The 21,925-nt window shown below is 60.8% G+C and carries 18 protein-coding genes; 13 read left to right on the top strand and 5 right to left on the bottom strand.

Going from position 1 to position 21,925, the window contains the following annotated elements:
• Positions 1-2 precede the first annotated feature (2 nt).
• Positions 3-2,282, top strand: coding sequence for a phosphoenolpyruvate--protein phosphotransferase (gene ptsP / locus ACA048_RS27915; protein WP_497627133.1), 2,280 nt, complete (start codon positions 3-5; stop codon positions 2,280-2,282).
• Positions 2,283-2,412: 130 nt separating this feature from the next.
• On the opposite strand, the gene ACA048_RS27910 is transcribed toward ptsP, so the two are convergent.
• Positions 2,413-3,159: an NRDE family protein gene (locus ACA048_RS27910; protein ID WP_497627132.1), complete on the bottom strand. Its 747-nt coding sequence runs from the start codon at positions 3,157-3,159 to the stop codon at positions 2,413-2,415.
• A 133-nt stretch (positions 3,160-3,292) separates the two neighbouring features.
• Here ACA048_RS27910 and ACA048_RS27905 point away from each other — a divergent pair, with 133 nt between their 5' ends.
• The 3 genes from ACA048_RS27905 (at position 3,293) to ACA048_RS27895 (ending at position 5,991) form a co-directional block, all read left to right on the top strand.
• The gene (locus ACA048_RS27905; RefSeq protein ID WP_489337796.1) at positions 3,293-4,075 is read left to right on the top strand and encodes a sulfite exporter TauE/SafE family protein; all 783 of its coding nucleotides are present in this window, start codon (positions 3,293-3,295) and stop codon (positions 4,073-4,075) included.
• 81 nt (positions 4,076-4,156) lie between these two features.
• A complete protein-coding gene (gene lgt / locus ACA048_RS27900) occupies positions 4,157-4,969 on the top strand; it encodes a prolipoprotein diacylglyceryl transferase (protein ID WP_497627131.1) in 813 nt (270 codons plus the stop codon).
• Between the two features lie 50 nt (positions 4,970-5,019).
• A complete protein-coding gene (locus ACA048_RS27895; protein WP_497627130.1) occupies positions 5,020-5,991 on the top strand; it encodes a thymidylate synthase in 972 nt (323 codons plus the stop codon).
• A gap of 125 nt (positions 5,992-6,116) precedes the next feature.
• Here the strand turns inward: ACA048_RS27895 and cadR are convergent, their stop codons facing one another.
• Positions 6,117-6,566 carry a Cd(II)/Pb(II)-responsive transcriptional regulator gene (gene cadR, locus ACA048_RS27890; RefSeq protein ID WP_497627129.1) on the bottom strand — a complete coding sequence of 150 codons (450 nt, stop codon included), beginning with the start codon at positions 6,564-6,566 and terminating at the stop codon, positions 6,117-6,119.
• Positions 6,567-6,651: 85 nt separating this feature from the next.
• On the opposite strand from cadR, the gene ACA048_RS27885 reads away from it, so the two are divergent.
• The 7 genes from ACA048_RS27885 (at position 6,652) to ACA048_RS27855 (ending at position 15,702) form a co-directional block, all read left to right on the top strand.
• Complete coding sequence (locus tag ACA048_RS27885; protein ID WP_497627128.1) at positions 6,652-8,913, top strand: heavy metal translocating P-type ATPase; 2,262 nt, start codon at positions 6,652-6,654, stop codon at positions 8,911-8,913.
• Between the two features lie 16 nt (positions 8,914-8,929).
• Entirely contained in the window at positions 8,930-9,793 is an 864-nt protein-coding gene (locus tag ACA048_RS27880) for a LysR family transcriptional regulator (protein ID WP_497627127.1), read from the top strand.
• A gap of 222 nt (positions 9,794-10,015) precedes the next feature.
• Positions 10,016-11,092, top strand: coding sequence for a putative 2-aminoethylphosphonate ABC transporter ATP-binding protein (locus ACA048_RS27875; protein ID WP_497627126.1), 1,077 nt, complete (start codon positions 10,016-10,018; stop codon positions 11,090-11,092).
• A complete protein-coding gene (locus ACA048_RS27870) occupies positions 11,092-12,816 on the top strand; it encodes a putative 2-aminoethylphosphonate ABC transporter permease subunit (protein WP_497627125.1) in 1,725 nt (574 codons plus the stop codon). Before ACA048_RS27875 ends, ACA048_RS27870 begins: the two co-directional genes overlap by 1 nt.
• A 51-nt stretch (positions 12,817-12,867) precedes the next feature.
• Positions 12,868-13,893: a putative 2-aminoethylphosphonate ABC transporter substrate-binding protein gene (locus tag ACA048_RS27865; RefSeq protein WP_497627124.1), complete on the top strand. Its 1,026-nt coding sequence runs from the start codon at positions 12,868-12,870 to the stop codon at positions 13,891-13,893.
• 118 nt (positions 13,894-14,011) lie between these two features.
• The gene (locus ACA048_RS27860; RefSeq protein WP_497627123.1) at positions 14,012-15,145 is read left to right on the top strand and encodes a TIGR03364 family FAD-dependent oxidoreductase; all 1,134 of its coding nucleotides are present in this window, start codon (positions 14,012-14,014) and stop codon (positions 15,143-15,145) included.
• Positions 15,145-15,702 carry a phosphonate degradation HD-domain oxygenase gene (locus ACA048_RS27855; protein ID WP_497627122.1) on the top strand — a complete coding sequence of 186 codons (558 nt, stop codon included), beginning with the start codon at positions 15,145-15,147 and terminating at the stop codon, positions 15,700-15,702. Before ACA048_RS27860 ends, ACA048_RS27855 begins: the two co-directional genes overlap by 1 nt.
• Before the next feature lie 53 nt (positions 15,703-15,755).
• On the opposite strand, the gene ACA048_RS27850 is transcribed toward ACA048_RS27855, so the two are convergent.
• Positions 15,756-17,132 carry a GTPase/DUF3482 domain-containing protein gene (locus ACA048_RS27850; RefSeq protein ID WP_497627121.1) on the bottom strand — a complete coding sequence of 459 codons (1,377 nt, stop codon included), beginning with the start codon at positions 17,130-17,132 and terminating at the stop codon, positions 15,756-15,758.
• Entirely contained in the window at positions 17,125-18,504 is a 1,380-nt protein-coding gene (locus ACA048_RS27845; protein ID WP_497627120.1) for a DUF2868 domain-containing protein, read from the bottom strand. Before ACA048_RS27845 ends, ACA048_RS27850 begins: the two co-directional genes overlap by 8 nt.
• Before the next feature lie 85 nt (positions 18,505-18,589).
• Here ACA048_RS27845 and ACA048_RS27840 point away from each other — a divergent pair, with 85 nt between their 5' ends.
• Positions 18,590-19,102, top strand: coding sequence for a dihydrofolate reductase (locus ACA048_RS27840; protein WP_497627119.1), 513 nt, complete (start codon positions 18,590-18,592; stop codon positions 19,100-19,102).
• A 106-nt stretch (positions 19,103-19,208) separates the two neighbouring features.
• Here the strand turns inward: ACA048_RS27840 and ACA048_RS27835 are convergent, their stop codons facing one another.
• Positions 19,209-20,600 carry an L-cystine transporter gene (locus ACA048_RS27835; protein WP_497627118.1) on the bottom strand — a complete coding sequence of 464 codons (1,392 nt, stop codon included), beginning with the start codon at positions 20,598-20,600 and terminating at the stop codon, positions 19,209-19,211.
• Positions 20,601-20,859: 259 nt separating this feature from the next.
• On the opposite strand from ACA048_RS27835, the gene ACA048_RS27830 reads away from it, so the two are divergent.
• Positions 20,860-21,915, top strand: coding sequence for an HAD family hydrolase (locus ACA048_RS27830; protein WP_497627117.1), 1,056 nt, complete (start codon positions 20,860-20,862; stop codon positions 21,913-21,915).
• Positions 21,916-21,925 lie beyond the last annotated feature (10 nt).

Raw genomic sequence — 21,925 nt, 5'->3', positions numbered from 1 at the left:
CCATGCTCAATACGCTGCGCAAGATCGTCCAGGAAGTTAACTCCGCCAAGGATCTCAAGGCGGCGTTGGGGATTATTGTGTTGCGCGTCAAAGAGGCCATGGGCAGCCAGGTCTGCTCGGTCTACCTGCTGGACCCTGAGACCAACCGCTTCGTGCTGATGGCTACCGAGGGCTTGAACAAGCGCTCGATCGGCAAGGTCAGCATGGCACCCAACGAAGGTCTGGTCGGCCTGGTCGGCACGCGTGAAGAACCCCTGAACCTCGAAAACGCCGCGGATCACCCGCGCTACCGTTACTTCGCCGAGACCGGCGAAGAACGCTACGCCTCCTTCCTCGGGGCGCCGATCATTCACCACCGCCGCGTTGTCGGCGTGTTGGTCATCCAGCAAAAAGAACGCCGCCAGTTCGATGAAGGCGAAGAAGCCTTCCTCGTGACCATGAGCGCGCAGCTCGCCGGCGTTATCGCCCACGCCGAGGCGACCGGTTCGATCCGGGGTCTGGGCCGTCAGGGCAAAGGCATTCAGGAAGCCAAGTTCGTCGGCGTGCCGGGTTCGCCGGGTGCGGCGGTCGGATCGGCGGTGGTCATGCTGCCCCCCGCCGATCTGGACGTGGTGCCAGACAAGACTATCGTCGACATCGAAGCCGAACTCGGGCTGTTCAAGACCGCCATCGAAGGCGTGCGCGCCGACATGCGCGCGTTATCGACCAAGCTCGCTACGCAGTTGCGCCCGGAAGAGCGCGCCTTGTTCGACGTCTACCTGATGATGCTCGACGATGCCGCGCTGGGCAACGAAGTCACTACCGTCATCAAGACCGGTCAATGGGCCCAGGGCGCATTGCGTCAAGTGGTCACCGATCACGTCAACCGTTTCGAATTGATGGACGACGCCTACCTGCGTGAGCGCGCCTCGGACGTCAAAGACCTCGGTCGCCGCTTGCTCGCCTATTTGCAAGAAGAGCGTCAGCAAACCCTGGTTTACCCCGACAACACCATTCTGGTCAGCGAAGAACTGACGCCGGCGATGCTCGGCGAGGTGCCGGAAGGCAAGCTGGTGGGTCTGGTGTCGGTCCTCGGCTCCGGCAACTCCCACGTGGCAATCCTGGCGCGTGCCATGGGCATCCCGACGGTGATGGGCCTGGTCGACTTGCCGTATTCGAAAGTCGACGGCATCCAGATGATCGTCGACGGCTACCACGGCGAGGTTTACACCAACCCGAGTGAAGTGCTGCGCAAGCAGTTCGCCGAAGTGGTCGAGGAAGAAAAACAACTGGCCCTCGGGCTGGATGCACTGCGCGATCTGCCGTGTATCACCGTCGATGGCCACCGCATGCCGTTGTGGGTCAACACCGGCCTGCTGGCGGACGTAGCACGAGCGCAGAAGCGCGGTGCCGAAGGCGTCGGGCTGTACCGCACCGAAGTGCCGTTCATGATCAACCAGCGGTTCCCGAGCGAAAAGGAACAGCTGGCGATCTACCGCGAGCAACTTGCCGCTTTCCATCCGCAACCGGTGACCATGCGCACCCTGGACATCGGCGGCGACAAGTCACTGTCGTACTTCCCGATCAAAGAAGACAACCCGTTCCTCGGCTGGCGCGGCATTCGCGTCACCCTCGACCATCCGGAAATCTTCCTGGTGCAGACCCGTGCCATGCTCAAGGCCAGCGAAGGCCTGAACAACCTGCGCATTCTGCTGCCGATGATCTCCGGTACTCATGAACTGGAAGAGGCGCTGCACCTGATCCACCGGGCCTGGGGTGAAGTGCGTGACGAAGGCTGCGACGTGCCGATGCCGCCGATTGGCGTGATGATCGAGATTCCGGCGGCGGTGTATCAGACCAAGGAATTGGCGCGGCAGGTGGATTTCCTGTCGGTCGGTTCCAACGACCTGACCCAGTACCTGCTGGCCGTGGACCGTAACAACCCGCGGGTGGCCGACCTTTACGACTACCTGCACCCGGCGGTGCTTCAGGCGTTGCAGAATGTAGTGCGTGACGCCCATGCCGAAGGCAAGCCTGTGAGCATCTGCGGTGAAATGGCCGGCGATCCGGCAGCAGCGGTGTTGTTGATGGCGATGGGCTTCGACAGCCTGTCGATGAACGCCACCAACTTGCCGAAAGTGAAGTGGATGCTGCGTCAGATCAACCTGAGCAAGGCCAAGGATTTGCTCGCGGAGCTGATGACCATCGACAACCCGCAAGTTATCCACAGCTCGTTACAACTGGCGCTGAAGAACCTAGGGTTGGCGCGGATGATCAATCCGGCTTCGGTCAAAACTCTCTAAGACATTGGCGGCCCCATCGCGGGCAAGCCTTGCTCCTACAGTTATGTGTTGTTCGCGGATATCGCGTACGACCCGATCTTTGTAGGAGCAAGGCTTGCCCCCGATGGCATCTTCAAAAACGCCAACAGAACTAAACCCTGATCTCCACTTCCCCCAGATGCCCGCCATATGGCCCGAAACTCCTTTCGACCATATGCCGCGTGCCATCCGCCTGAACAATCAACGCCGTACTCGCCCGCGTCCCATAACTCTGACTGGCAATAAACACACTCGACAACAACGTCTCGGTCGCTAGCCCAACCCCGGTGTCCGGCAGTTCGGCAAACGGCGCCGTCTGCGAATCCGCCAGTAACGTCAGCAAGGCCTGAGGATGTGGATCTACCAACACTTCCTCCAGCGCCGCCCGCGCTTTGAGCAATTTTGGCCACGGCGTATCGAGCCCGGCGTTCGACAGCCCATAAACACCCGGTGGCAGCACCACTGCCTCGGACGCCCGTGCATTGAAATGCCACAGCTCATTGGCATTGCCGATCAACAGATTAAACCCGGAATACTCCAGTGAACGTCTGACAACATCGTCCAAATAGTCATCAATCGGCTTGTCGCCTGACAAAAACCCGGCCACCAGTTCACCTCGCGATTTGCGCGACGGCGGTTGATGCGGATCACGGATGTTGGTCAGCGCGGCGAAGCGTCCGTTAGCGCCGATACCGAGCCAGGTGCCGCCGGCTTCCTGGTCACGACCGGCATAAACGTGTGGCGCTTCGGGCCATTGCGCCAGCGGCAGACTCGGGCGGGCATAGAATTCGTCGCGGTTGGCCGCCACGATCAGCGGCTGGGCGTGGCCGGGCCGCCAGGCGAAGACAATCAGGCACATAAGGTGGTCCTTGTGTGTTTTTTGCCCACTCTACGCAGACATCGCGCGGGTATCCATCGCCATCCAGTGGAGCCCAAGGCCATGCATCCGTTACCATGCCGCTCCGGTTTTGGGTGAAGAGTGGGATGCAGGCATGGAATTTCTGCTCTATCTGGCGTTGGGCGCCTGCGCAGGCGTGCTGGCCGGGCTGTTCGGGGTGGGTGGCGGGATCATCATCGTCCCCGTGTTGGTATTCAGTTTCACCTTGCAGGGCTTTGACACGTCGATCCTGACCCACTTGGCGGTCGGCACGTCCCTGGCGACGATTATCTTTACGTCGATCAACGCTGTCCGCGAACACCAGCGTCGTGGCGCGGTGCGTTGGCCGATTTTTGTCTGGATGACCGTCGGCATTCTGATCGGCGCCGGTTTCGGCGCACTGACCGCCGAGGCGATCTCCGGCCCGAACCTGCAGAAGATCATCGGCGTATTCGCCCTGGTCATCGCCGCGCAACTGGCGCTGGACGTCAAACCCAAGGCCAGCCGAACGGTGCCGGGCAAACTCGGTCTGACCCTGGCCGGTAGTGTGATTGGTTGGGCTTCGGCGATTTTCGGGATCGGTGGCGGCTCCTTGACCGTGCCGTTCCTGACCTGGCGCAGTGTGCCGATGCAACAAGCTGTGGCCACATCATCGGCCTGCGGTCTGCCCATCGCGTTGGCCAGTGCATTAAGTTTCATGATTCTGGGCTGGCACGATCCGTTGTTGCCGGCCCATAGTCTCGGTTTTATTTATTTGCCGGCGCTGCTGGGGATCGCCCTGACCAGCATGTTTTTCGCCCGTATCGGCGCGCGATTGGCCCACAGGCTGTCGCCGAAGTTGCTGAAAAGACTGTTTGCCGCTTTGCTGTTTTGCGTTGGCCTGAATTTCTTGCTCTGACGCACAGCGCAATCCTGGCTTAATCCTGAGGTGGCAGCGTCGCCCGGGAATTCTGCTTTCAACTTTCAACAAGGAGTCGCAATGCTGCCTTACCCGCAGATCGACCCGGTGGCCCTGGCCATCGGTCCGCTGAAAATCCACTGGTACGGTTTGATGTACCTGGTCGGCATTGGCGGCGCCTGGCTGCTGGCGTCTCGCCGGTTGAACCGGTTCGACCCGACCTGGACCAAGGAGAAACTCTCCGACATGGTCTTCTGGATGTCGATGGGCGTCATTGTCGGTGGCCGTTTGGGTTATGTGCTGTTCTACGATCTGCACGCCTACCTGGCCAACCCGGCGCTGATTTTCGAAGTGTGGAAGGGCGGCATGTCGTTCCACGGCGGGTTCATCGGTGTGATGCTGGCAGCGCTGTGGTTCGGGAAAAAGAACAACAAGTCGTTCTTCCAGTTGATGGACTTCGTCGCGCCAATGGTGCCGATTGGCTTGGGTGCCGGGCGTATCGGTAACTTCATCAACGCCGAGTTGTGGGGCAAGCCGACCGACGTGCCATGGGCGATGATCTTCCCCCCGTTCAGCGATCCGTCGCAGTTGCCGCGCCACCCGTCGCAGCTGTATCAGTTCGCGCTGGAAGGCGTCGCGCTGTTCCTGATCTTGTGGCTGTTCTCGCGCAAGCCGCGGCCAACCATGGCGGTGTCCGGGATGTTTGCGCTGTTCTACGGCATCTTCCGGTTCATCGTCGAATTCTTCCGCGTACCGGACGCGCAACTGGGCTATCTGGCCTGGAACTGGCTGACCATGGGCCAAGTGCTCTGCGTACCGATGATTGTCGGTGGTCTGTTCCTGATCTGGCTGGCGTATCACCGCGCCCCGGCGACCCCAGCGGCGGCCGTATAAATTCGAATCCCGGGGGCGACGGCCTCCGGGTTCAAGGACACAGGTAACTCATGAAGCAATATCTCGAACTGGTCGCCCACGTCATCAAGAACGGCACCAAGCAAGCCAACCGCACCGGCGTGAACACCATCAGCTTTCCAGGCGCGATGCTGCGTTATGACCTGAAAGAAGGGTTCCCGGCGATCACCACTCGCAAGATGGCCTTCAAATCGGCCATCGGCGAGATGTGTGGTTTTCTGCGTGGGGTGAACAACGCCGCCGAATTCCGGGCGCTGGGCTGCAAAGTCTGGGACCAGAACGCCAACGAAAACGCGCAGTGGCTGGCCAACCCGTTCCGTCAGGGCGAAGACGACCTCGGTGAAATCTACGGTGTGCAATGGCGCAAATGGCCGGCGTACAAGCAGATCCCGGTCAGCAACCAGGCTGCCATCGAGCAGACCTTGAGCCAAGGCTATCGCCAGATCGCTGAAGGCGAAGAAGACGGCCAGGCCTACGTGGTGCTGTACAAGGCGATCGACCAGATCCGCCAGTGCGTCGACACCATCATCAAAGACCCGGGCAGCCGCCGCATCCTGTTCCACGGCTGGAACGTGGCCCAACTCGATGAAATGGCCTTGCCGCCGTGCCATCTGCTGTACCAGTTACACCCGAATGTCGAGACCAAAGAGATTTCTTTGACGCTCTACATCCGCTCCAATGATTTGGGGTTGGGCACGCCGTTCAACCTCACCGAAGGTGCCGCGCTGCTGAGCCTGATCGGTCGCCTGACCGGTTACACGCCGCGCTGGTTCACCTATTTCATCGGTGATGCCCACGTCTACGAAAACCACCTGGACATGTTGAACGAACAGCTCAAGCGCGAGCCGTTCCCGATGCCGAAACTGGTGATCAGTGATCGTGTGCCGGAGTTTGCCAAGACGGGTGAGTATCAGCCGGAGTGGCTGGAGCTGATCGAGCCGGGCGATTTCTCGCTTGAGGGTTATCAGCACCATGCGCCAATGACCGCGCCAATGGCGGTCTAAAGAACCACCGCTAACTCTGTAGGAGCCGAGCTTGCTCGCGATGAGGCCATCACATTCAACATCTATGTTGACTGTAAGGCCGCCATCGCGAGCAAGCTCGGCTCCTACAGGGTTATGTGGTGGTTTTAGTGGCCGTGGCTGCGGCCAACATGGGAATGCTCAACCTCTGTCGCCACAACCCCGCCACTCACTTCCAATCGCTGCAAAATCCCGCACTGATCAATCTCCGGCCCTTCGCCACAGCGTTGGCGCAGGTCGAGCAGTTGTGCCTGCAAGGCCAATAACCCATCAATCCGCGCTTTGACGTGGTGGATATGCTCGTCGATCAACGCATTCACGCTTTCGCACTGGTCCTGCGGACTGTCGCGCAAGGCCAACAAGCTGCGGATTTCTTCCAGCGTCATGTCGAGGGTGCGGCAGTTGCGGATAAAGGTCAGGCGTTCGACGTGGGCCTGGGTGTAGACGCGATAGTTGCCGTCGCTGCGGGCCGGTTCCGGCAGCAGATTTTCGCGCTCGTAGTAACGGATGGTTTCCACGGCGCAGTCGGTGAGTCTGGCCAGTTCTCCGATCTTCATGACGGCAATCTCCAAATGGGTGCTTGACCCTATAGTGGCTACAGGGTCTTTACTTGGCAACAGGCACCTTTATGGACGCGACCCGATGAGCGATTCCCGACACACCCACACACACGAGGCTGGGCACGATCACAGCCACAAGTTACAGCCTGTTCAGAAGCATGAGCATGGCGGCCACGGCGATTCCTGCTGTTCTTCCAAAGCGGCGGCACCCTCACTGATCAAGTTGAGCGAAACGCCAACCGCCGGCGCACGGCTGAGCAGTTTCCGCATCGATGCGATGGACTGTCCGACCGAGCAGACGCTGATCCAGAACAAACTCGGCAAGCTCGCGGGTGTGCAACAACTGGAATTCAACCTGATCAATCGGGTGTTGGGCGTGACCCACGACTTGCCGAATACCGCGCCGATCATCGAGGCGATCAAATCCTTGGGCATGCAGGCTGAGCCGCTGGAGCAGGGCGTGGAAGCGCCCGCTCCAGCACCGGAGAACAAGCCGTGGTGGCCTTTGGCGCTGTCCGGTGTGGGTGCGCTGGCCGCCGAAGTGATCCACTTCACCCATTTCGCGCCCAATTGGGTGGTGGCGATCATCGCGCTGGTCTCGATCCTCAGCGGCGGGCTGAGCACTTACAAAAAGGGCTGGATCGCCCTGAAAAACCTCAACCTGAACATTAACGCGCTGATGAGCATCGCCGTGACTGGCGCGATCCTGATCGGGCAGTGGCCGGAAGCGGCGATGGTGATGTTCCTGTTCACCGTGGCCGAGTTGATCGAAGCCAAATCCCTGGACCGTGCGCGTAACGCCATCAGCGGCTTGATGCAGATGACCCCGGAACAGGCGACGGTGCAGTTGGCCGATGGGAGCTGGGCTGAGCAAGACGTCAAAACCATCGAGCGCGGTGCGCGGGTGCGGGTACGTCCGGGTGAACGGATTGGTCTGGACGGTGAAGTGGTTTCGGGCAGTTCTACCATTGATCAGGCGCCAATCACGGGCGAAAGCCTGCCGGTGGAGAAAACCGTCGGCGACAAGGTGTTCGCCGGCACCATCAATCAGGCCGGTTCTCTTGAGTACACCGTCACCGCCGCAGCCAATAATTCGACGTTGGCGCGGATCATCCATGCCGTCGAACAGGCCCAAGGGGCACGGGCACCGACCCAGCGCTTCGTTGACCAGTTTTCGAAAATCTACACGCCAGCAGTGTTCATCCTGGCCCTCGCGGTGGCGGTGATCCCGCCGCTGTTCATGGGCGAGGTCTGGTTCGACTGGATCTACCGGGCGCTGGTGTTGCTGGTGGTTGCGTGCCCGTGTGCCCTGGTGATTTCTACCCCGGTGACCATCGTCAGCGGCCTCGCGGCAGCAGCGCGTAAAGGGATTCTGGTCAAGGGCGGCGTTTATCTGGAGGGCGGTTACAAGCTCGATTACCTGGCCCTGGACAAGACCGGCACGATCACCCACGGCAAACCGGTGCAGACCGATTACTTGTCGCTCGATCCGACTGCCGACGAATCCGCCCCGGCGATTGCCGCCGCGCTGGCCGGTCGTTCGGACCACCCGGTGTCGCTGGCCATCGCCAACGCGGCTGTGGATAAACAATTCGCGCCGCTGACTGTGGATAACTTCGAAGCCTTGGCCGGTCGCGGTGTGCGCGGCGATATCAACGGTCAGGTTTACCACTTGGGCAACCATCGTCTGGTTGAAGAGCTGAACCTTTGCTCACCCGCGTTGGAAGAGAAGCTGTTTGCACTGGAAAAACAGGGCAAGTCCGTCGTGTTGTTGCTTGATAGCTCCGGCCCGTTGGCGCTGTTCGCCGTGGCCGATACCGTGAAGGAATCCAGCCGCGAGGCGATCCGGCAATTGCACGACCTGGGCATCAAAACCCTGATGCTCACCGGCGACAACATCCACACCGCTCAGGCAATTGCCGCGCAAGTCGGTATCGACGAAGCCAAGGGTGACCTGCTGCCGACCGACAAACTGCAAGCCATCGAAGCCCTTTATGCACAGGGTCATAACGTCGGCATGGTCGGCGATGGCATCAACGACGCACCGGCACTGGCCCGGGCGGAAATCGGTTTCGCCATGGCGGCCGCCGGTACCGATACTGCGATCGAAACCGCCGATGTCGCCCTGATGGACGACGATCTGCGCAAGATTCCAGCGTTCATTCGCTTGTCGCGCCAGACCTCCAGCATCCTCAAACAGAACATCGCCCTCGCTTTGGTCATCAAGGCGATCTTTCTTGGGGTAACCTTCGCCGGGATCGCTACCATGTGGATGGCGGTGTTTGCCGACATGGGCGTGAGCCTGTTGGTGGTGTTCAATGGTTTGCGCCTGTTGCGCAAATAAGCGATGAGGAGCGGGTGTGCTGAGTGCCGAGCTGAAGGCGTTTTACATGGTGGCCCGCCTGGGCAGCATTACCCTGGCGGCGAAGAAACTCGGCCTGAGCCAGCCCACAGTGACGACGCAGATCCGCAATCTGGAAAGCCAGTATTCAGTTGAACTGTTCTACCGTGGCGGCCGTCGCCTCAGTGTCAGCGAGGAAGGCGCGCGGCTGCTGCCGATGGTCAAGGCGTTGTTGCAGCAGGAATCCGACATCGAGTTTTTTCTGCGCAACAGCGGTCAGGTGCAGGGCACGCTGCGTATCGCGGCCACGGCGCCGTATTACATCCTTGATCTGGTGAAGACCTTCCGCGAGCGTTTGCCGCAAGTGGAAGTGTCGGTGGAAATCGGCAACTCCCAACAAGTGCTCGAAGCGCTGGAGGATTACCGGGTCGATGTCGCGGCGTCGTCGCAATTGCTCGACGATGCGCGACTGATTCGCCGAGTGCTCGGCAGCGATCCGCTGGTGCTGGCCGTGCATCGCAATCATCCGCTGGCGGTGCACGATCATGTGCCGCTCAGTGCGCTGGCCGGGCATACGTTGTTAATGCGTGAATCGGGCTCGACTACCCGGCGATTGACCGAAGAATTGTTGGCCGGCGCCGGGGTGAGTTTCGGGCCGTTGCTGGAAATTGGCAGCCGCGAGTCGATTCGCGAGGCGGTGCTGCGCAACATCGGCATCAGCATCATTGCCCGGCAGGAAGTGCCGCATGATCCGCAATTGCGGGTGCTGACCATCGAAAATGCGCCGCAGATTCCCGAGTACCTGTATTGCCTCAAGGAACGCAAAGGCGCGCGGTTGCCGGCGGCGTTTCTCGGGTTGGCGCAGGAAATGGCCCCGGCCTGAGATGTGTGCTGACTGTTCTGGCCTCTTCGCTGGCAAGCCAGCTCCTACAGGGGAACGCGATAACCTGTAGGAGCTGGCTTGCCAGCGAAGAGGCCTGTACAGGCACCACATGACCTCAACCAAAATCCCTGAATACCACTATCAGCCTTTTTTGCCTCACTGCCACATGACGGACGCATTACATCCCTAGGATGGCCTTCATCTGCTAGATGAGGCCTGTCCATGAACCACTCGATTGCAACTGCCCTGACCCACCCCGGCGCCCCGATGAAAGTGCGCGGCGTGCAGAAACGCTTTGGCGCTTTTACCGCGCTGGATAACGTTTCCCTCGACGTGGCGGCCGGTGAGTTGGTGTGCCTGCTGGGCCCGTCGGGTTGTGGCAAAACTACCTTGCTGCGCTGCATCGCCGGTCTGGAGAAACAAGACAGCGGCGAGTTGTACCTGGGCGATCGCGACGTTTCCCATCTGGCCCCTCAGGCGCGGGACTACGGCATTCTTTTTCAGTCCTACGCGCTGTTCCCCAATCTCACCGTCGAAGCGAACATTGCCTACGGCCTCGCGGGCAGCGGTCGCGACGAAGTGCGCAAGCGCGTCGGTCAGATGCTGGAACTGGTCGGCCTGATCGGCAGTGAGAAAAAGTACCCCGGTCAGTTGTCTGGCGGCCAACAGCAACGTGTCGCATTGGCGCGGGCCCTGGCACCAGCGCCTTCGTTACTGCTGCTGGACGAACCAATGTCGGCACTCGACGCCCGGGTTCGCGAGCATCTGTGCACTGAACTGCGTCAACTGCAGCGCAACCTCGGCATCACCACCCTGATGGTCACGCACAATCAGGATGAAGCCATGCTGATGGCCGACCGCATTGCCGTGATGAATAACGGCAAGGTCGAGCAGTACGCCACGCCGCAGGAAATCTATGACCGCCCGGCGACACCGTTTGTGGCGGAGTTCGTCGGTCAGGGTAACTGGCTGCCGTTCCAACGCAGCAGCGACAGCCACGCTCAGGTCGGCGGGTTGAACATGCGCCTGGCCAATGGCAGCGCGAAAACCGCGTCGGGACGTTTGTTTTGCCGTCCGGAAGCAATCAACGTCAACCCGCTGGTGCATGAAGAAAACCTGTTCCCGGCCAAGGTTCGCGAAATCACCTTCCTCGGCAACCGTTGCCGTGTGAGCTTCGAACTCGACCAATTGCCAGGTCACCCGTTGCTGGCCGAACTGGCGCCGGAAGCCATACCGCGCCTCGGCGCCCAGCAGATCATGGTCGCCTTGCCGCCGCGCAGCCTGCAGGTGTTTGCCTGATGAGCGCGAACATCGCGCTGCCAATACCGCACAAGCAGGTTCGGCAGACCTCCCGCGCTGAAATCGGCGACCGGGTGTTCGTGGTCGGCGGCAAGGTCCTGTTGCTGGTGTTGCTCGGCGTCGCTGTGTTGATGCCGTTGCTGGCGATCTTCTGGCGCGGCTTCAGCGCCGAAGCCGGGCAGGGCGGTGGTCTGGTGGCCGCGCGGGAGTTGGTGACCAGCGAGAATTTCCACTGGTTGCTGGGTAACAGCCTGAAGGTTTCGCTCAGCGTGGCGGCGATTGTCGTACCGCTGGCCTATCTGTTTGCCTACGCCCTGCAACGCACATTGATTCCCGGCAAAGGCATCTGGCGCGGGATTTCGCTGCTGCCATTGATGGCGCCGTCGATGCTGCCGGGTATTGCGCTGGTTTACCTGTTCGGCAATCAGGGCCTGTTGCGCGGTCTGCTCTCGGACAACATCTACGGCTTCTGGGGCATTGTGCTCGGCGAGGTGATCTACACCTTCCCGCACGCCTTGATGATTCTGTTGTCGGCGCTGTCCCTGGCGGATGCGCGACTGTTCGATGCTGCCTCCAGCATGGGCGCGAGTCCGGCGAAAGCTTTCCGCAGCATTACCTGGCCGGCGACGCGTCAGGCCGTATTCGCAGCGTTCTGCCTGGTATTCACCCTGACCATCACCGACTTCGGCGTGCCCGTGGTGGTCGGTGGCGACTATCAAGTGCTGGCGCTGGAAGCCTACAAAGCCGTGGTCGGCCAGCAACAATTCGGTCGCGGCGCGTTGATCGGCATGGTCCTGCTGTTGCCGGCGCTGTTCAGCTTCGGCGTCGATGCGTGGTTGCGTCGACGTCATGGCGACTCCATGAGCGGGCGTGCCCAGGTGTTCAAACCTGCAGAATCGAAGCGGCGCGACGGTTGCTACCTGGCCATCGTGTTGCTGATCTGCGCGGCGTTGCTGCTGGTGTTCGGCATGGCGATCTTCTCATCGCTGGTCAAATTCTGGCCGTACAACCTGTCGCTGTCGCTCAACCATTACCAGTTCAACGACACAGCGGGCGGTGGTTGGCTGGCCTACGGCAACAGCGTGAAGATGGCCCTGTGCACGGCGTTGATCGGCAGCGTGCTGATCTTCACCGGCGCTTACCTGATGGAAAAAACCAAAGGTCAGCGCGGACTCAATCTAACCCTGCGCATGCTCAGTTTCGTACCGATGGCGGTGCCGGGACTGGTATTGGGCCTGGGCTACGTCTTCTTCTTCAACCTCACCGGCAATCCGCTGCATGTGCTCTACGGGACCATGACCCTGCTGGTGGTCTGCACCATTGCTCACTATTTGACCACCGCGCAAATGACCGCCACCACCGCATTGCGTCAGCTCGACGCCGAGTTCGAAGCCGCCGCGCTGTCGCTCAAGGCGCCGCTGTATCGGCATTACCTGCGGGTCACCGTGCCGATCTGCCTGCCGGCGCTGCTGGACATCGTGCGCTACCTGTTCGTCTCGGCCATGACCACCGTCTCGGCGGCGATCTTCCTCTACAGCCCCGACACCATCCTCGCGGCGGTGGCGGTGCTGAACATGGACGACGCCGGCAACGTCGGCGGCGCGGCAGCGATGTCGACCCTGATTCTGATCACCTCGGCGGGCGTGTCCCTGCTGCTGGCCTGGGCCTCGCGCGGTTTGCTGCGTCGCTCCCAGGCCTGGCGGCAAACGGCGCCCGGCAATTGATTCGCTGCTCCTAAAACCGAAAGCCTTTCAACTCAAAAACAGGAAAAGATCATGTTCAAGCCTATGGCCCTGGCCGCTGCTGTCCTCACCGCTTTCAGCCTGAACGCCTTCGCGGCGCAAACCGAGTTGACGGTGTACACCGCCCTCGAAGCGGAACAACTGAAGACCTATAAAGAAGCCTTCGAAAAAGCCAACCCGGATGTCGAGATCAAGTGGGTGCGCGATTCCACGGGCATCATCACCGCCAAGTTGCTGGCCGAAAAAGCCCGCCCACAAGCCGACGCAGTCTGGGGCCTGGCCGCTTCGAGCCTGGCAATCCTCGACCAGCAAGGCATGCTGCAAAGCTACGCGCCGAAGGACCTGGGCAAAATCGGTGGCAACTATCGCGATGCCGCCAACCCGCCAGCCTGGGTCGGCATGGACGTCTGGGCCGCGACCATTTGCTTCAACACCGTTGAAGCCGAGAAGCAGGGCCTGACCAAACCGATGAGTTGGCAGGACCTGACCAAGCCTGAGTACAAAGGCAAGATCGTCATGCCGAACCCGGCCTCGTCCGGCACCGGTTTCCTCGACGTCAGCGCCTGGTTGCAAACCTTCGGTGAGAAGCAGGGCTGGCAGTACATGGACGACCTGCACCAGAACATCGGCCAGTACGTTCACTCCGGTTCCAAGCCTTGCAAACTGGCGGCTGCTGGCGAATTCCCGATCGGTATTTCCTTTGAATACCCGGCCGTTCAGTTGAAGCGTCAGGGCGCGCCGCTGGACATCATCCTGCCGAAAGAAGGCCTGGGCTGGGAGATCGAAGCGACCGCTGTGATCAAGGGCACACCGCATGAAGAGGCGGCGAAGAAACTGGCTGACTTCTCGGCAAGCCCGGCGGCGATGGAGCTTTATAAAGAGAACTTCGCTGTTCTCGCCCAGCCCGGGATCGCCAAGCCACAGACCGAATTGCCGGCTGATTACGAGCAACGTCTGATCAAGAACGACTTTGCCTGGGCCTCCAAGAACCGCGACGAAATTCTCACCGAATGGCGCAAGCGCTATGACGGCAAGTCCGAAAAAGTGGCTGCCAAGTAAGATCTTTATCGGCTGACAGGGCCCCTTCGCGGGCAAGCCCGCTCCTACATTGGAATGCGTTCCCCTGTAGGAGCGAGCCTGCTCGTGATAGCGGTTCTGGATTCAGGGAACAAACCCCATGACACACCACAACGACATGCTGATCGTCGGCGCCGGCATCCTCGGCCTGGCCCACGCCTACGCCGCCGCCCGGCGCGGTCTCAAGGTCACCGTTTTCGAACGCAGCGAAACGCCTTTGGGCGCCTCGGTGCGCAACTTCGGCCAGGCCCTCGTCACCGGCCAGCCGCCGGGACCGATGCTCGAACTGGCCAAAGCCAGCCGTGAGATCTGGGGCCAATGGGCGCAACTCGCCGGCCTGCAACTCAAACGTAACGGCTCGTACCTGTTCGCCCGCACCGAAGCCGAAGAACACCTGCTGGAAGCTTTTTGCGCCGGTCGCGCGGTGCAGCACGGTTATCGCGTCGAGTTGCTGCGCGGCGCTGCGTTGCGTGATCTGTACGGCGGCCAGTTCAGCCATCACCGCGCTGCGTTGCACGGGATGGACGATCAGCAACTGTATTCCCGCGAGGCGATTCCGGCGCTGATTGATTACCTGCGCCGCGAACTCGGTGTCACCTTTCACTTTTCGACCCTGGTCCGCGACATCGAGCCGGGCCGCTTGCACAGCACCGCCGGCACCTTCAGCGCCGAGCAGATCATCGTGTGCTCCGGCCACGATTATCAGACCTTGCTGGCCGAGCCGATTGCCACACTCAACCCGCAAATCTGCCGTCTGCAAATGCTCCGCGCCCGCCCGCAGATCAACCTCAACTTGCAACACGCGTTGCTCACCGGTTTGAGTGGCGTGCACTACGGCGCCTTCGCCGATCTGCCGGAAGCGGCGGCGGTGCAGGCGCAGATTCTACGAGACGAGCCGCATTTGCATGACAACGGCATTCACCTGCTGATCAGTCCCACGCCCTATGGCGAATTGATCATCGGCGACTCTCACCACTACGGTAGCGATCCGTCGCCGTTCAACGCCGAGCAAGTGGACAACTGGATGATCGAACTGGCCGAGCAGACACTGGGCTGCAAGGTACATGTGATCGAGCGCTGGCAGGGTGTTTATGGATCACGCGGGCCGGGGCCGTTTTCGTTCCTGCGACCGATGCCGGGCGTCAGCATTGCGCTGATGCACACTGGCGTCGGCATGAGCGTCGGGCCAGCGATGGCTGAACGTAACGTTGCGACGTTGTTGGGAGAGCAATGATGGGCAACCACGAACAGGTGATTGCCGAAGTATTCGGTCTGTACGAACGCTTTGGCGCCAGCGACTACATCGGGGAACCGGTGTCACAGATCGAGCACATGTCTCAGGCCGCGCAACGGGCGATGGCTGAAGGCTTCGATGATGAAGTGGTGCTGGCTGCGTTTTTTCACGACATTGGGCACATCTGTGTCGAAAGCGCCGAGAACATGGGCGGCTTCGGCGTGGTCAGCCACGAGCGGCTAGGCGCCGACTACTTGCGCCGCGCCGGTTTCAGCGAGCGCATGGCGCGACTGGTGGAATACCACGTGCAGGCCAAGCGTTATCTGACGTTTAAGGAGCCTGGGTACTACCAGCGCTTGAGTGAAGCCAGCCGTCGCACGCTGGAGTATCAGGGCGGCGTGATGATGCCTGCCGAGGCTGAAGCCTTCGAGCAAGATCCGTTGTGCGAGATCAGTTTGCGTATGCGCCAGTGGGATGAGTTGGCCAAGGAAATGTGGGTGCCGGTCATTGACCTGGCGATTCTGAAAGAAAAAGCGCGGCGCCTGCTGGCTGCGTAATGCCTTGGAACCGATGCGATGGGGCCATGTCAGGCACGGCAAACTACCGGACTTTAAAGCTGCTGCGCCAACACCTCAATCTGCTCCTGCCGCTCCGCCTGATTCAACTTCGCCTGAGGATTGAGCGACGACCACTGCGGATGCGCCCGAGCCTTGTTCAGGGCCTCGGGCAATTTGCCTTCGCGCCAGGTCTTGTCCTGCGGCGTGGCGACCTGAATGCTGTCCATTGCCGCGTGCCCACGCGTGTTCAGCGCCTGTAGCAGTTGGCGCTGACGCAATGCCAGCAACCTCAGAACGTTGTCATCGATGGTCAGTTCTCGTTGGCCTTTGAGCTTGCCCATCAACCGGCTGCCATAGCTGCGCGCGGTTTGCAGTGCGCCGCCGGCAATCGCGCCGGCCAGTGCTGCTGCGCCAAGTGTCAGGCCGCCCACCAGCAAGTCGACTCCGGCCCCGGCTGCCGCGCCGGCCGCGATCCCGCTGCCGACCCGTACACCGAGCTGTTTCAGGGTTTCCGGATTGAACAAATCATCGCCCCAACGGCCATCAAGCAGCGGCAAGTCGCTGGCCGCTGCATCCTGCGGACGAAACGCGTAAAGCTTGAGCAGCGCTTCAACGCAACGCTGTTCGCGCTGGCGCACGGCTTTGTGCAATTCGCTGATGGCGTGCCGTTCCTGCTCCGCATCGCTGGCCACGCTGCGTCGGCAGGCGGCGCAATCAATCAGCAACTCGGCAATCAGCCGCACCGCGCTTTGCTGGCGGGCGAGGCGCTGGGCCTGTTGATCGGCGATCAATCGCTCTAGCTGTTCACGGGAATTTTCCAGCAGCAGCGCGAGGCTTTCATAGAGGCGACGTTCGCCATCTTCCGGCGGTGCAACGCTGTCGAAACGCACCAGGGCATGCAAGCCCAGACGCGCCAATGCTTCGCGCCAATCCGGCTCACGGTGCTGGGCGCTGCTGACGAAATTCAGCACCGGCAGCAGCGGTTTGCCGCAACTGGCCAGCACTTCCAGTTCGTCGCGGTACTTGGCCAGCACCGGTTCGCGGGCATCGATCACGTAGAGGCCGGCGTCGCAGGTGAGCAGTTGCCGCAAGACTTTGGCTTCCTGCTCAAAGCGCTGCCGGGCTTCACTGCCCTCAAGGAATCGCGCCAGGCGTGCCGGGCCGTCGAGGCGTTCGCCGGGACGTTCCAGACGTTCGAGGTAGTCGAGCAGGGCGATGGCGTCTTCCAGGCCGGGGGTGTCGTAGAGGTCGAGCAGCGGCTCGCCATCCACCGACAAGCGTGCGCCTTCGACGTGGCGCGTGGTGCTGGGGCGATGGGACACTTCGCCGAAGCCGACATCACGGGTCAGTGTGCGCAGCAATGAGGTTTTGCCGACGTTGGTGTGGCCGACCACGGCCAGCTTCAACGGTGCCTTCCAGGCGTTAGTCATGACCGCTCTCCAGCCAGTTCAGCGGCGCACAATCGGCGAACGGCAGCTCCAGTTGTTGCAACGCAACATGCCAGTCGCCCAGTCGTTCGGCATCCAGCGCTTCGCCGGGTGGCGCTTGCAGCAGCCAGACGCGGGTGGCAGCGGCATTGCGAGCCAGTTCGGCGATCAGCGCCAGGCTGCCACGGTCCGGCGAGCGACGTGGGTCGCAAGCGATGACCAGGCGCGCGGGTGGAAAGCGGCTCAATTGTTCGAGGAGTCGGTTGCGTGATTCGCGGCTGTCGAGAACGCCGGCGTTGCTCACGGTTTTCGGCAGTTGCGGCGGCCATGGACGTTGGTCATCCAGTTCGATGGCGACCAGCAGGGCGCCGTTGCTTTGCTGGTCGGTGACACCGCGTTCCACGCGATGAAGTTGCTCTGGCGCAGCATCGCTGATGCCCAAGCGTTCGCTGGTGGGCATCAATCGTTCGCGCAGTTGGGCATAGCCGGGCAGGTTCAGATCCAAATGCAACTTCGCTTGGCCGGTTTTCCAGCGCCATCGGCAAAACAGCATCAGCAGCAAACGCGGCAGCACCCCGTAGATCAGCAGGACACCCACCAGCCAGGCCGCCCAGGCCTGTCGGGCGCTTTCGATGTTCAGCGCGGCATCGCCGCTGGCGCGGATCATCTCCACGGTGGGCACGCTGAAGCCGAGCACGGCCGGCAACGCGCCGAGGGCCTGAGTCATGGCGACGAAGGTGTCAGCGCTCAAAATAGTGGTTTCCCAGACGAAGCCGTAGCGCCGGGTGGCCATCAACGTCAGCAGAATCGCCAGGGCGCTGAGCATGGCCAGCAACCACAGGCCGTTGACCAGCATGCCGATGGCCCAGCGGTTGAGTTTCTGTCGTTGCAACAACAGCAATAGGGCCGGGGCCAGTTGCGCGGCTTTGGCATCGCGGGCGAGTTTTTCACTGAGCCACAACCATAAGCGCCCAAGGGTGGCGCCCTGTTCGCCGGCGAAGACAAGGCCCAGCGCCCAGCTCAACAACAAAATCAGGTTCAGCCCGAGCAGACTGCCCAAGGCCCAGAACACGTTCACCGGGGTCTGCCCGTCGCCCATCGCGGCAAAGGCCAGACCGGCGCCGCTGACCACGGCCAGCACCGCCATCACGATCAGCGCCAGTCGCGCGCCTTGCAGCCAGTGCTGGAGGGCGTTGGCCAAACCATCACGCTCGGCCAGCCAAACGGCCCGCCGTTGAATCCGTGTCGGCAAGTCACCACCGGCGCTGCGGGCCAGTCGGTTGGCTTCCAGATCTTCCAGGGGGCCGGCGTGCTCTTCACGCAGGCGCACGGTTTCGGTCAGCCAGAGGTTTTGCAGTCCAGTCAGCTCAGTCACGCGCGATCCCATCGCTCCATTGAGCTGTGAGCATAACCGCTGTGGCGCTTATCGGGGTACGGATGGCTCTGGTATCCTCGCGGGCATGACTAAATCACTCCCCCTCAGCCTGATCGCAGCCCTCGGTGAAAACCGCGTGATCGGCGTCGACAACAGCATGCCCTGGCACTTGCCGGGGGACTTCAAATACTTCAAGGCCACCACCCTCGGCAAGCCAATCATCATGGGTCGCAAGACTTGGGATTCCCTTGGGCGTCCGCTGCCGGGCCGGTTGAACATCGTGGTCAGCCGTCAAGTGGACCTGATGCTGGAAGGTGCCGAGGTTTACCCTTCGCTGGAAGCTGCAGTAGTTCGCGCCGAAGAATGGGCGAAGGAGCAGGGCGTCGATGAGCTGATGCTGATTGGCGGCGCGCAGTTGTATGCGCAGGGGATGGCTCAGGCGGATCGGTTGTATCTGACGCGCGTGGCGCTGAGCCCGGAAGGAGATGCGTGGTTTCCGGAGTTTGATTTGGGCCAGTGGAAACTGGTGTCCAACACCCCGAATCCTGCTGTAGATGACAAACCGGCGTACAACTTCGAGGTTTGGGAAAAGGCCTAAAAGCATCGCGAGCAAGCTCGGCGCCTACAGGGTTTTGTGTGAACACCACTAAACCCTGTAGGCGCCGAGCCTGCTCGCGATGAGGCCCACCCAGTCGCTGGAAGACTTAAGCGTGAGCCAACTCCGCATGCTCATCTGCATCCAGCAACTCTTTATCCGTCTGCTGCATGATCTGGCTGGTAATCGCCCCCGCCGTCATCGAACCACTGACGTTCAGCGCCGTACGCCCCATATCAATCAGTGGCTCAACGGAAATCAGCAACGCCACCAGTGACACCGGCAAGCCCATCGCTGGCAGCACGATCAACGCGGCAAACGTCGCTCCACCGCCCACGCCCGCCACACCGGCCGAGCTCAGCGTCACAATCGCCACCAGCGTTGCTATCCACAGCGGGTCCATCGGGTTAATGCCCACGGTCGGCGCCACCATCACCGCCAACATCGCCGGGTACAGACCGGCACAGCCATTCTGGCCAATGGTCGCGCCGAACGACGCGGCGAAACTGGCGATGGACTGAGGAATACCCAATCGACTGGTCTGCGCTTCAATGCTCAGCGGAATGGTCGCGGCGCTCGATCGGCTGGTAAAGGCAAATGTCAGCACCGGCCAGACCTTGCGGAAGAACCGCAGCGGGTTGATCCCGGCCGCCGACACCAACACGCCGTGAACCACAAACATCAGGCCCAGGCCGAGGTAGGACACCACCACGAAACTGCCGAGCTTGATGATGTCTTGCAGGTTGGAACCGGCAACCACTTTGGTCATCAGCGCCAGGACACCGTACGGGGTCAGCTTCATCACCAGACGCACCAGACGCATCACCCAGGCTTGCAGGGTGTCGATGGCGTTGATCACTTTCTGCCCTTTCTCGACGTCATCCTTCAACAATTGCAAGGCAGCGACCCCGAGGAAGGCAGCAAAAATCACCACGCTGATGATCGAGGTCGGCTTGGCGCGAGCCAGATCGGCAAACGGGTTTTGCGGGATGAACGACAGCAGCAACTGCGGCACGTTCAGGTCGGCGACCTTGCCGGCGTAGTCGGTCTGGATGGTTTGAAGGCGCGCCAGTTCCTGGGTTCCGGCGACCAGGCCTTCAGCGGTCAAGCCGAACAGGTTGGTCAACCCGATACCGATCAACGCCGCAATGGCGGTGGTGAACAGCAGCGTGCCGATGGTCAGGAAGCTGATCTTGCCCAACGACGATGCGTTATGCAGACGCGCCACGGCGCTGAGGATCGAGGCGAACACCAGCGGGATCACGATCATTTGCAGCAGCTGCACGTAACCGTTGCCCACCAGATCGAACCAGCCGATCGAAGTTTTCAGTACCGGGTTGCCGGCACCGTAAACGGTGTGCAGCGCCACGCCAAACACCACGCCCAGCACCAGCGCGAGCAGGACTTTCTTCGCCAGGCTCGAGGTGGAGTGACGGGTTTGTGCCAGGCCAAACAGCAGGGCAAGGAACACCAGCAGATTGAGGATCAGCGGCAGATTCATTGGAAAACTCCGATAAGACGTGTGCCAGCTACCTTCCGGGGCAGCCGCGAGCCGGCAAGCCTAACAGCTTGATATCTAATGAATTAATATCAAAAACAGAGGTTAAGTGTCGTTTTTGGAATAAGCAGGTGTCGCTGTCAGGGATGCAGCTGGCGCGATGGGTACGGTAGTGGTCGCTGACAGACGGGGACTGTCACACTTATTTGTTAGCGTCGATGTCTTTCACATTCAGGGACTTTTAATAAGGAGAAGCATGTCGATGAAATTCGTACCGAAATTACTGGCTGCAGCACTTTGCCTGGGCCTTGCCGGCCAGGCACTCGCCACCGACTTGAAACACTGGCCAGCCGATCAGGCCAAGGCGCTGGACGCAATGATTGCCGCCAACGCCAACAAAGGTAACTACGCGGTGTTCGATATGGACAACACCAGTTACCGCTACGACCTGGAAGAGTCGTTGCTGCCGTTCATGGAGAACAAGGGTCTGATCACCCGCGATAAACTCGACCCTTCCCTGAAACTGATTCCGTTCAAAGACACGGCCGACCATAAGGAAAGCCTGTTCAGTTACTACTACCGCCTCTGCGAAATTGACGACATGGTGTGTTACCCATGGGTCGCCCAAGTGTTCTCAGGCTTCACGCTTAAAGAACTCAAAGGTTATGTCGACGAGTTGATGGCGTCCGGCAAACCGGTTCCGGCCACATATTACGAAGGCGACGTGGTGAAAAAGCTCGACGTCAACCCGCCGAAAGTCTTCACTGGCCAGACCGAGCTGTACAACAAACTGATGGAGAACGGCATCGAGGTCTACGTGATGACCGCCGCCTCTGAAGAACTGGTGCGCATGGTCGCCTCCGATCCGAAGTACGGCTACAACGTCAAACCGCAGAACGTCATCGGCGTGAGCCTGCTGCTCAAGGACCCGAAGTCCGGCGAGCTGACCACCGCGCGCAAACAGATCACCGCTGGCAAGTATGACGAGAAGGCTAACCTTGGCCTCGAACTGACTCCGTATCTGTGGACCCCGGCGACCTGGATGGCCGGTAAACAGGCGGCGATCCTGACCTACATCGATCAGTGGAAAAAACCGGTGCTGGTCGGCGGCGATACCCCGAGCAGCGACGGTTACATGCTGTTCCACAGCGTCGACGTGAACAAGGGCGGCATCCACTTGTGGGTCAATCGCAAAGACAAATACATGACCCAGATTAACGGCATGATGGCCAAGAACGCTGCGGCCCAGGCCAAGGAGGGGTTGGAGGTTACGGCGGACAAGAACTGGGTGATCGTGAAGCCGGAGGAGATTCAGTAAAGGTAAAAGG

Source organism: Pseudomonas sp. LBUM1659 (assembly GCF_059716045.1).
The sequence above is the reverse complement of the archived record's forward strand: the minus strand, read 5'-3'. Positions and strand labels throughout refer to the sequence as shown.

Excerpts from the sequence above, each read along its gene's own strand:
- ptsP (WP_497627133.1), top strand. The coding sequence starts at position 3 with ATGCTCAATACGCTGCGCAAGATCGTCCAGGAAGTTAACTCCGCCAAG.
- ACA048_RS27875 (WP_497627126.1), top strand. The coding sequence starts at position 10,016 with ATGAACCACTCGATTGCAACTGCCCTGACCCACCCCGGCGCCCCGATG.
- ACA048_RS27830 (WP_497627117.1), top strand. The coding sequence starts at position 20,860 with ATGAAATTCGTACCGAAATTACTGGCTGCAGCACTTTGCCTGGGCCTT.
- ACA048_RS27865 (WP_497627124.1), top strand. The coding sequence starts at position 12,868 with ATGTTCAAGCCTATGGCCCTGGCCGCTGCTGTCCTCACCGCTTTCAGC.
- ACA048_RS27885 (WP_497627128.1), top strand. The coding sequence starts at position 6,652 with ATGAGCGATTCCCGACACACCCACACACACGAGGCTGGGCACGATCAC.
- ACA048_RS27860 (WP_497627123.1), top strand. The coding sequence starts at position 14,012 with ATGACACACCACAACGACATGCTGATCGTCGGCGCCGGCATCCTCGGC.
- ACA048_RS27840 (WP_497627119.1), top strand. The coding sequence starts at position 18,590 with ATGACTAAATCACTCCCCCTCAGCCTGATCGCAGCCCTCGGTGAAAAC.
- ACA048_RS27910 (WP_497627132.1), bottom strand. The coding sequence starts at position 3,159 with ATGTGCCTGATTGTCTTCGCCTGGCGGCCCGGCCACGCCCAGCCGCTG.
- lgt (WP_497627131.1), top strand. The coding sequence starts at position 4,157 with ATGCTGCCTTACCCGCAGATCGACCCGGTGGCCCTGGCCATCGGTCCG.
- ACA048_RS27870 (WP_497627125.1), top strand. The coding sequence starts at position 11,092 with ATGAGCGCGAACATCGCGCTGCCAATACCGCACAAGCAGGTTCGGCAG.
- ACA048_RS27835 (WP_497627118.1), bottom strand. The coding sequence starts at position 20,600 with ATGAATCTGCCGCTGATCCTCAATCTGCTGGTGTTCCTTGCCCTGCTG.
- ACA048_RS27850 (WP_497627121.1), bottom strand. The coding sequence starts at position 17,132 with ATGACTAACGCCTGGAAGGCACCGTTGAAGCTGGCCGTGGTCGGCCAC.
- ACA048_RS27905 (WP_489337796.1), top strand. The coding sequence starts at position 3,293 with ATGGAATTTCTGCTCTATCTGGCGTTGGGCGCCTGCGCAGGCGTGCTG.
- ACA048_RS27855 (WP_497627122.1), top strand. The coding sequence starts at position 15,145 with ATGGGCAACCACGAACAGGTGATTGCCGAAGTATTCGGTCTGTACGAA.
- cadR (WP_497627129.1), bottom strand. The coding sequence starts at position 6,566 with ATGAAGATCGGAGAACTGGCCAGACTCACCGACTGCGCCGTGGAAACC.
- ACA048_RS27895 (WP_497627130.1), top strand. The coding sequence starts at position 5,020 with ATGAAGCAATATCTCGAACTGGTCGCCCACGTCATCAAGAACGGCACC.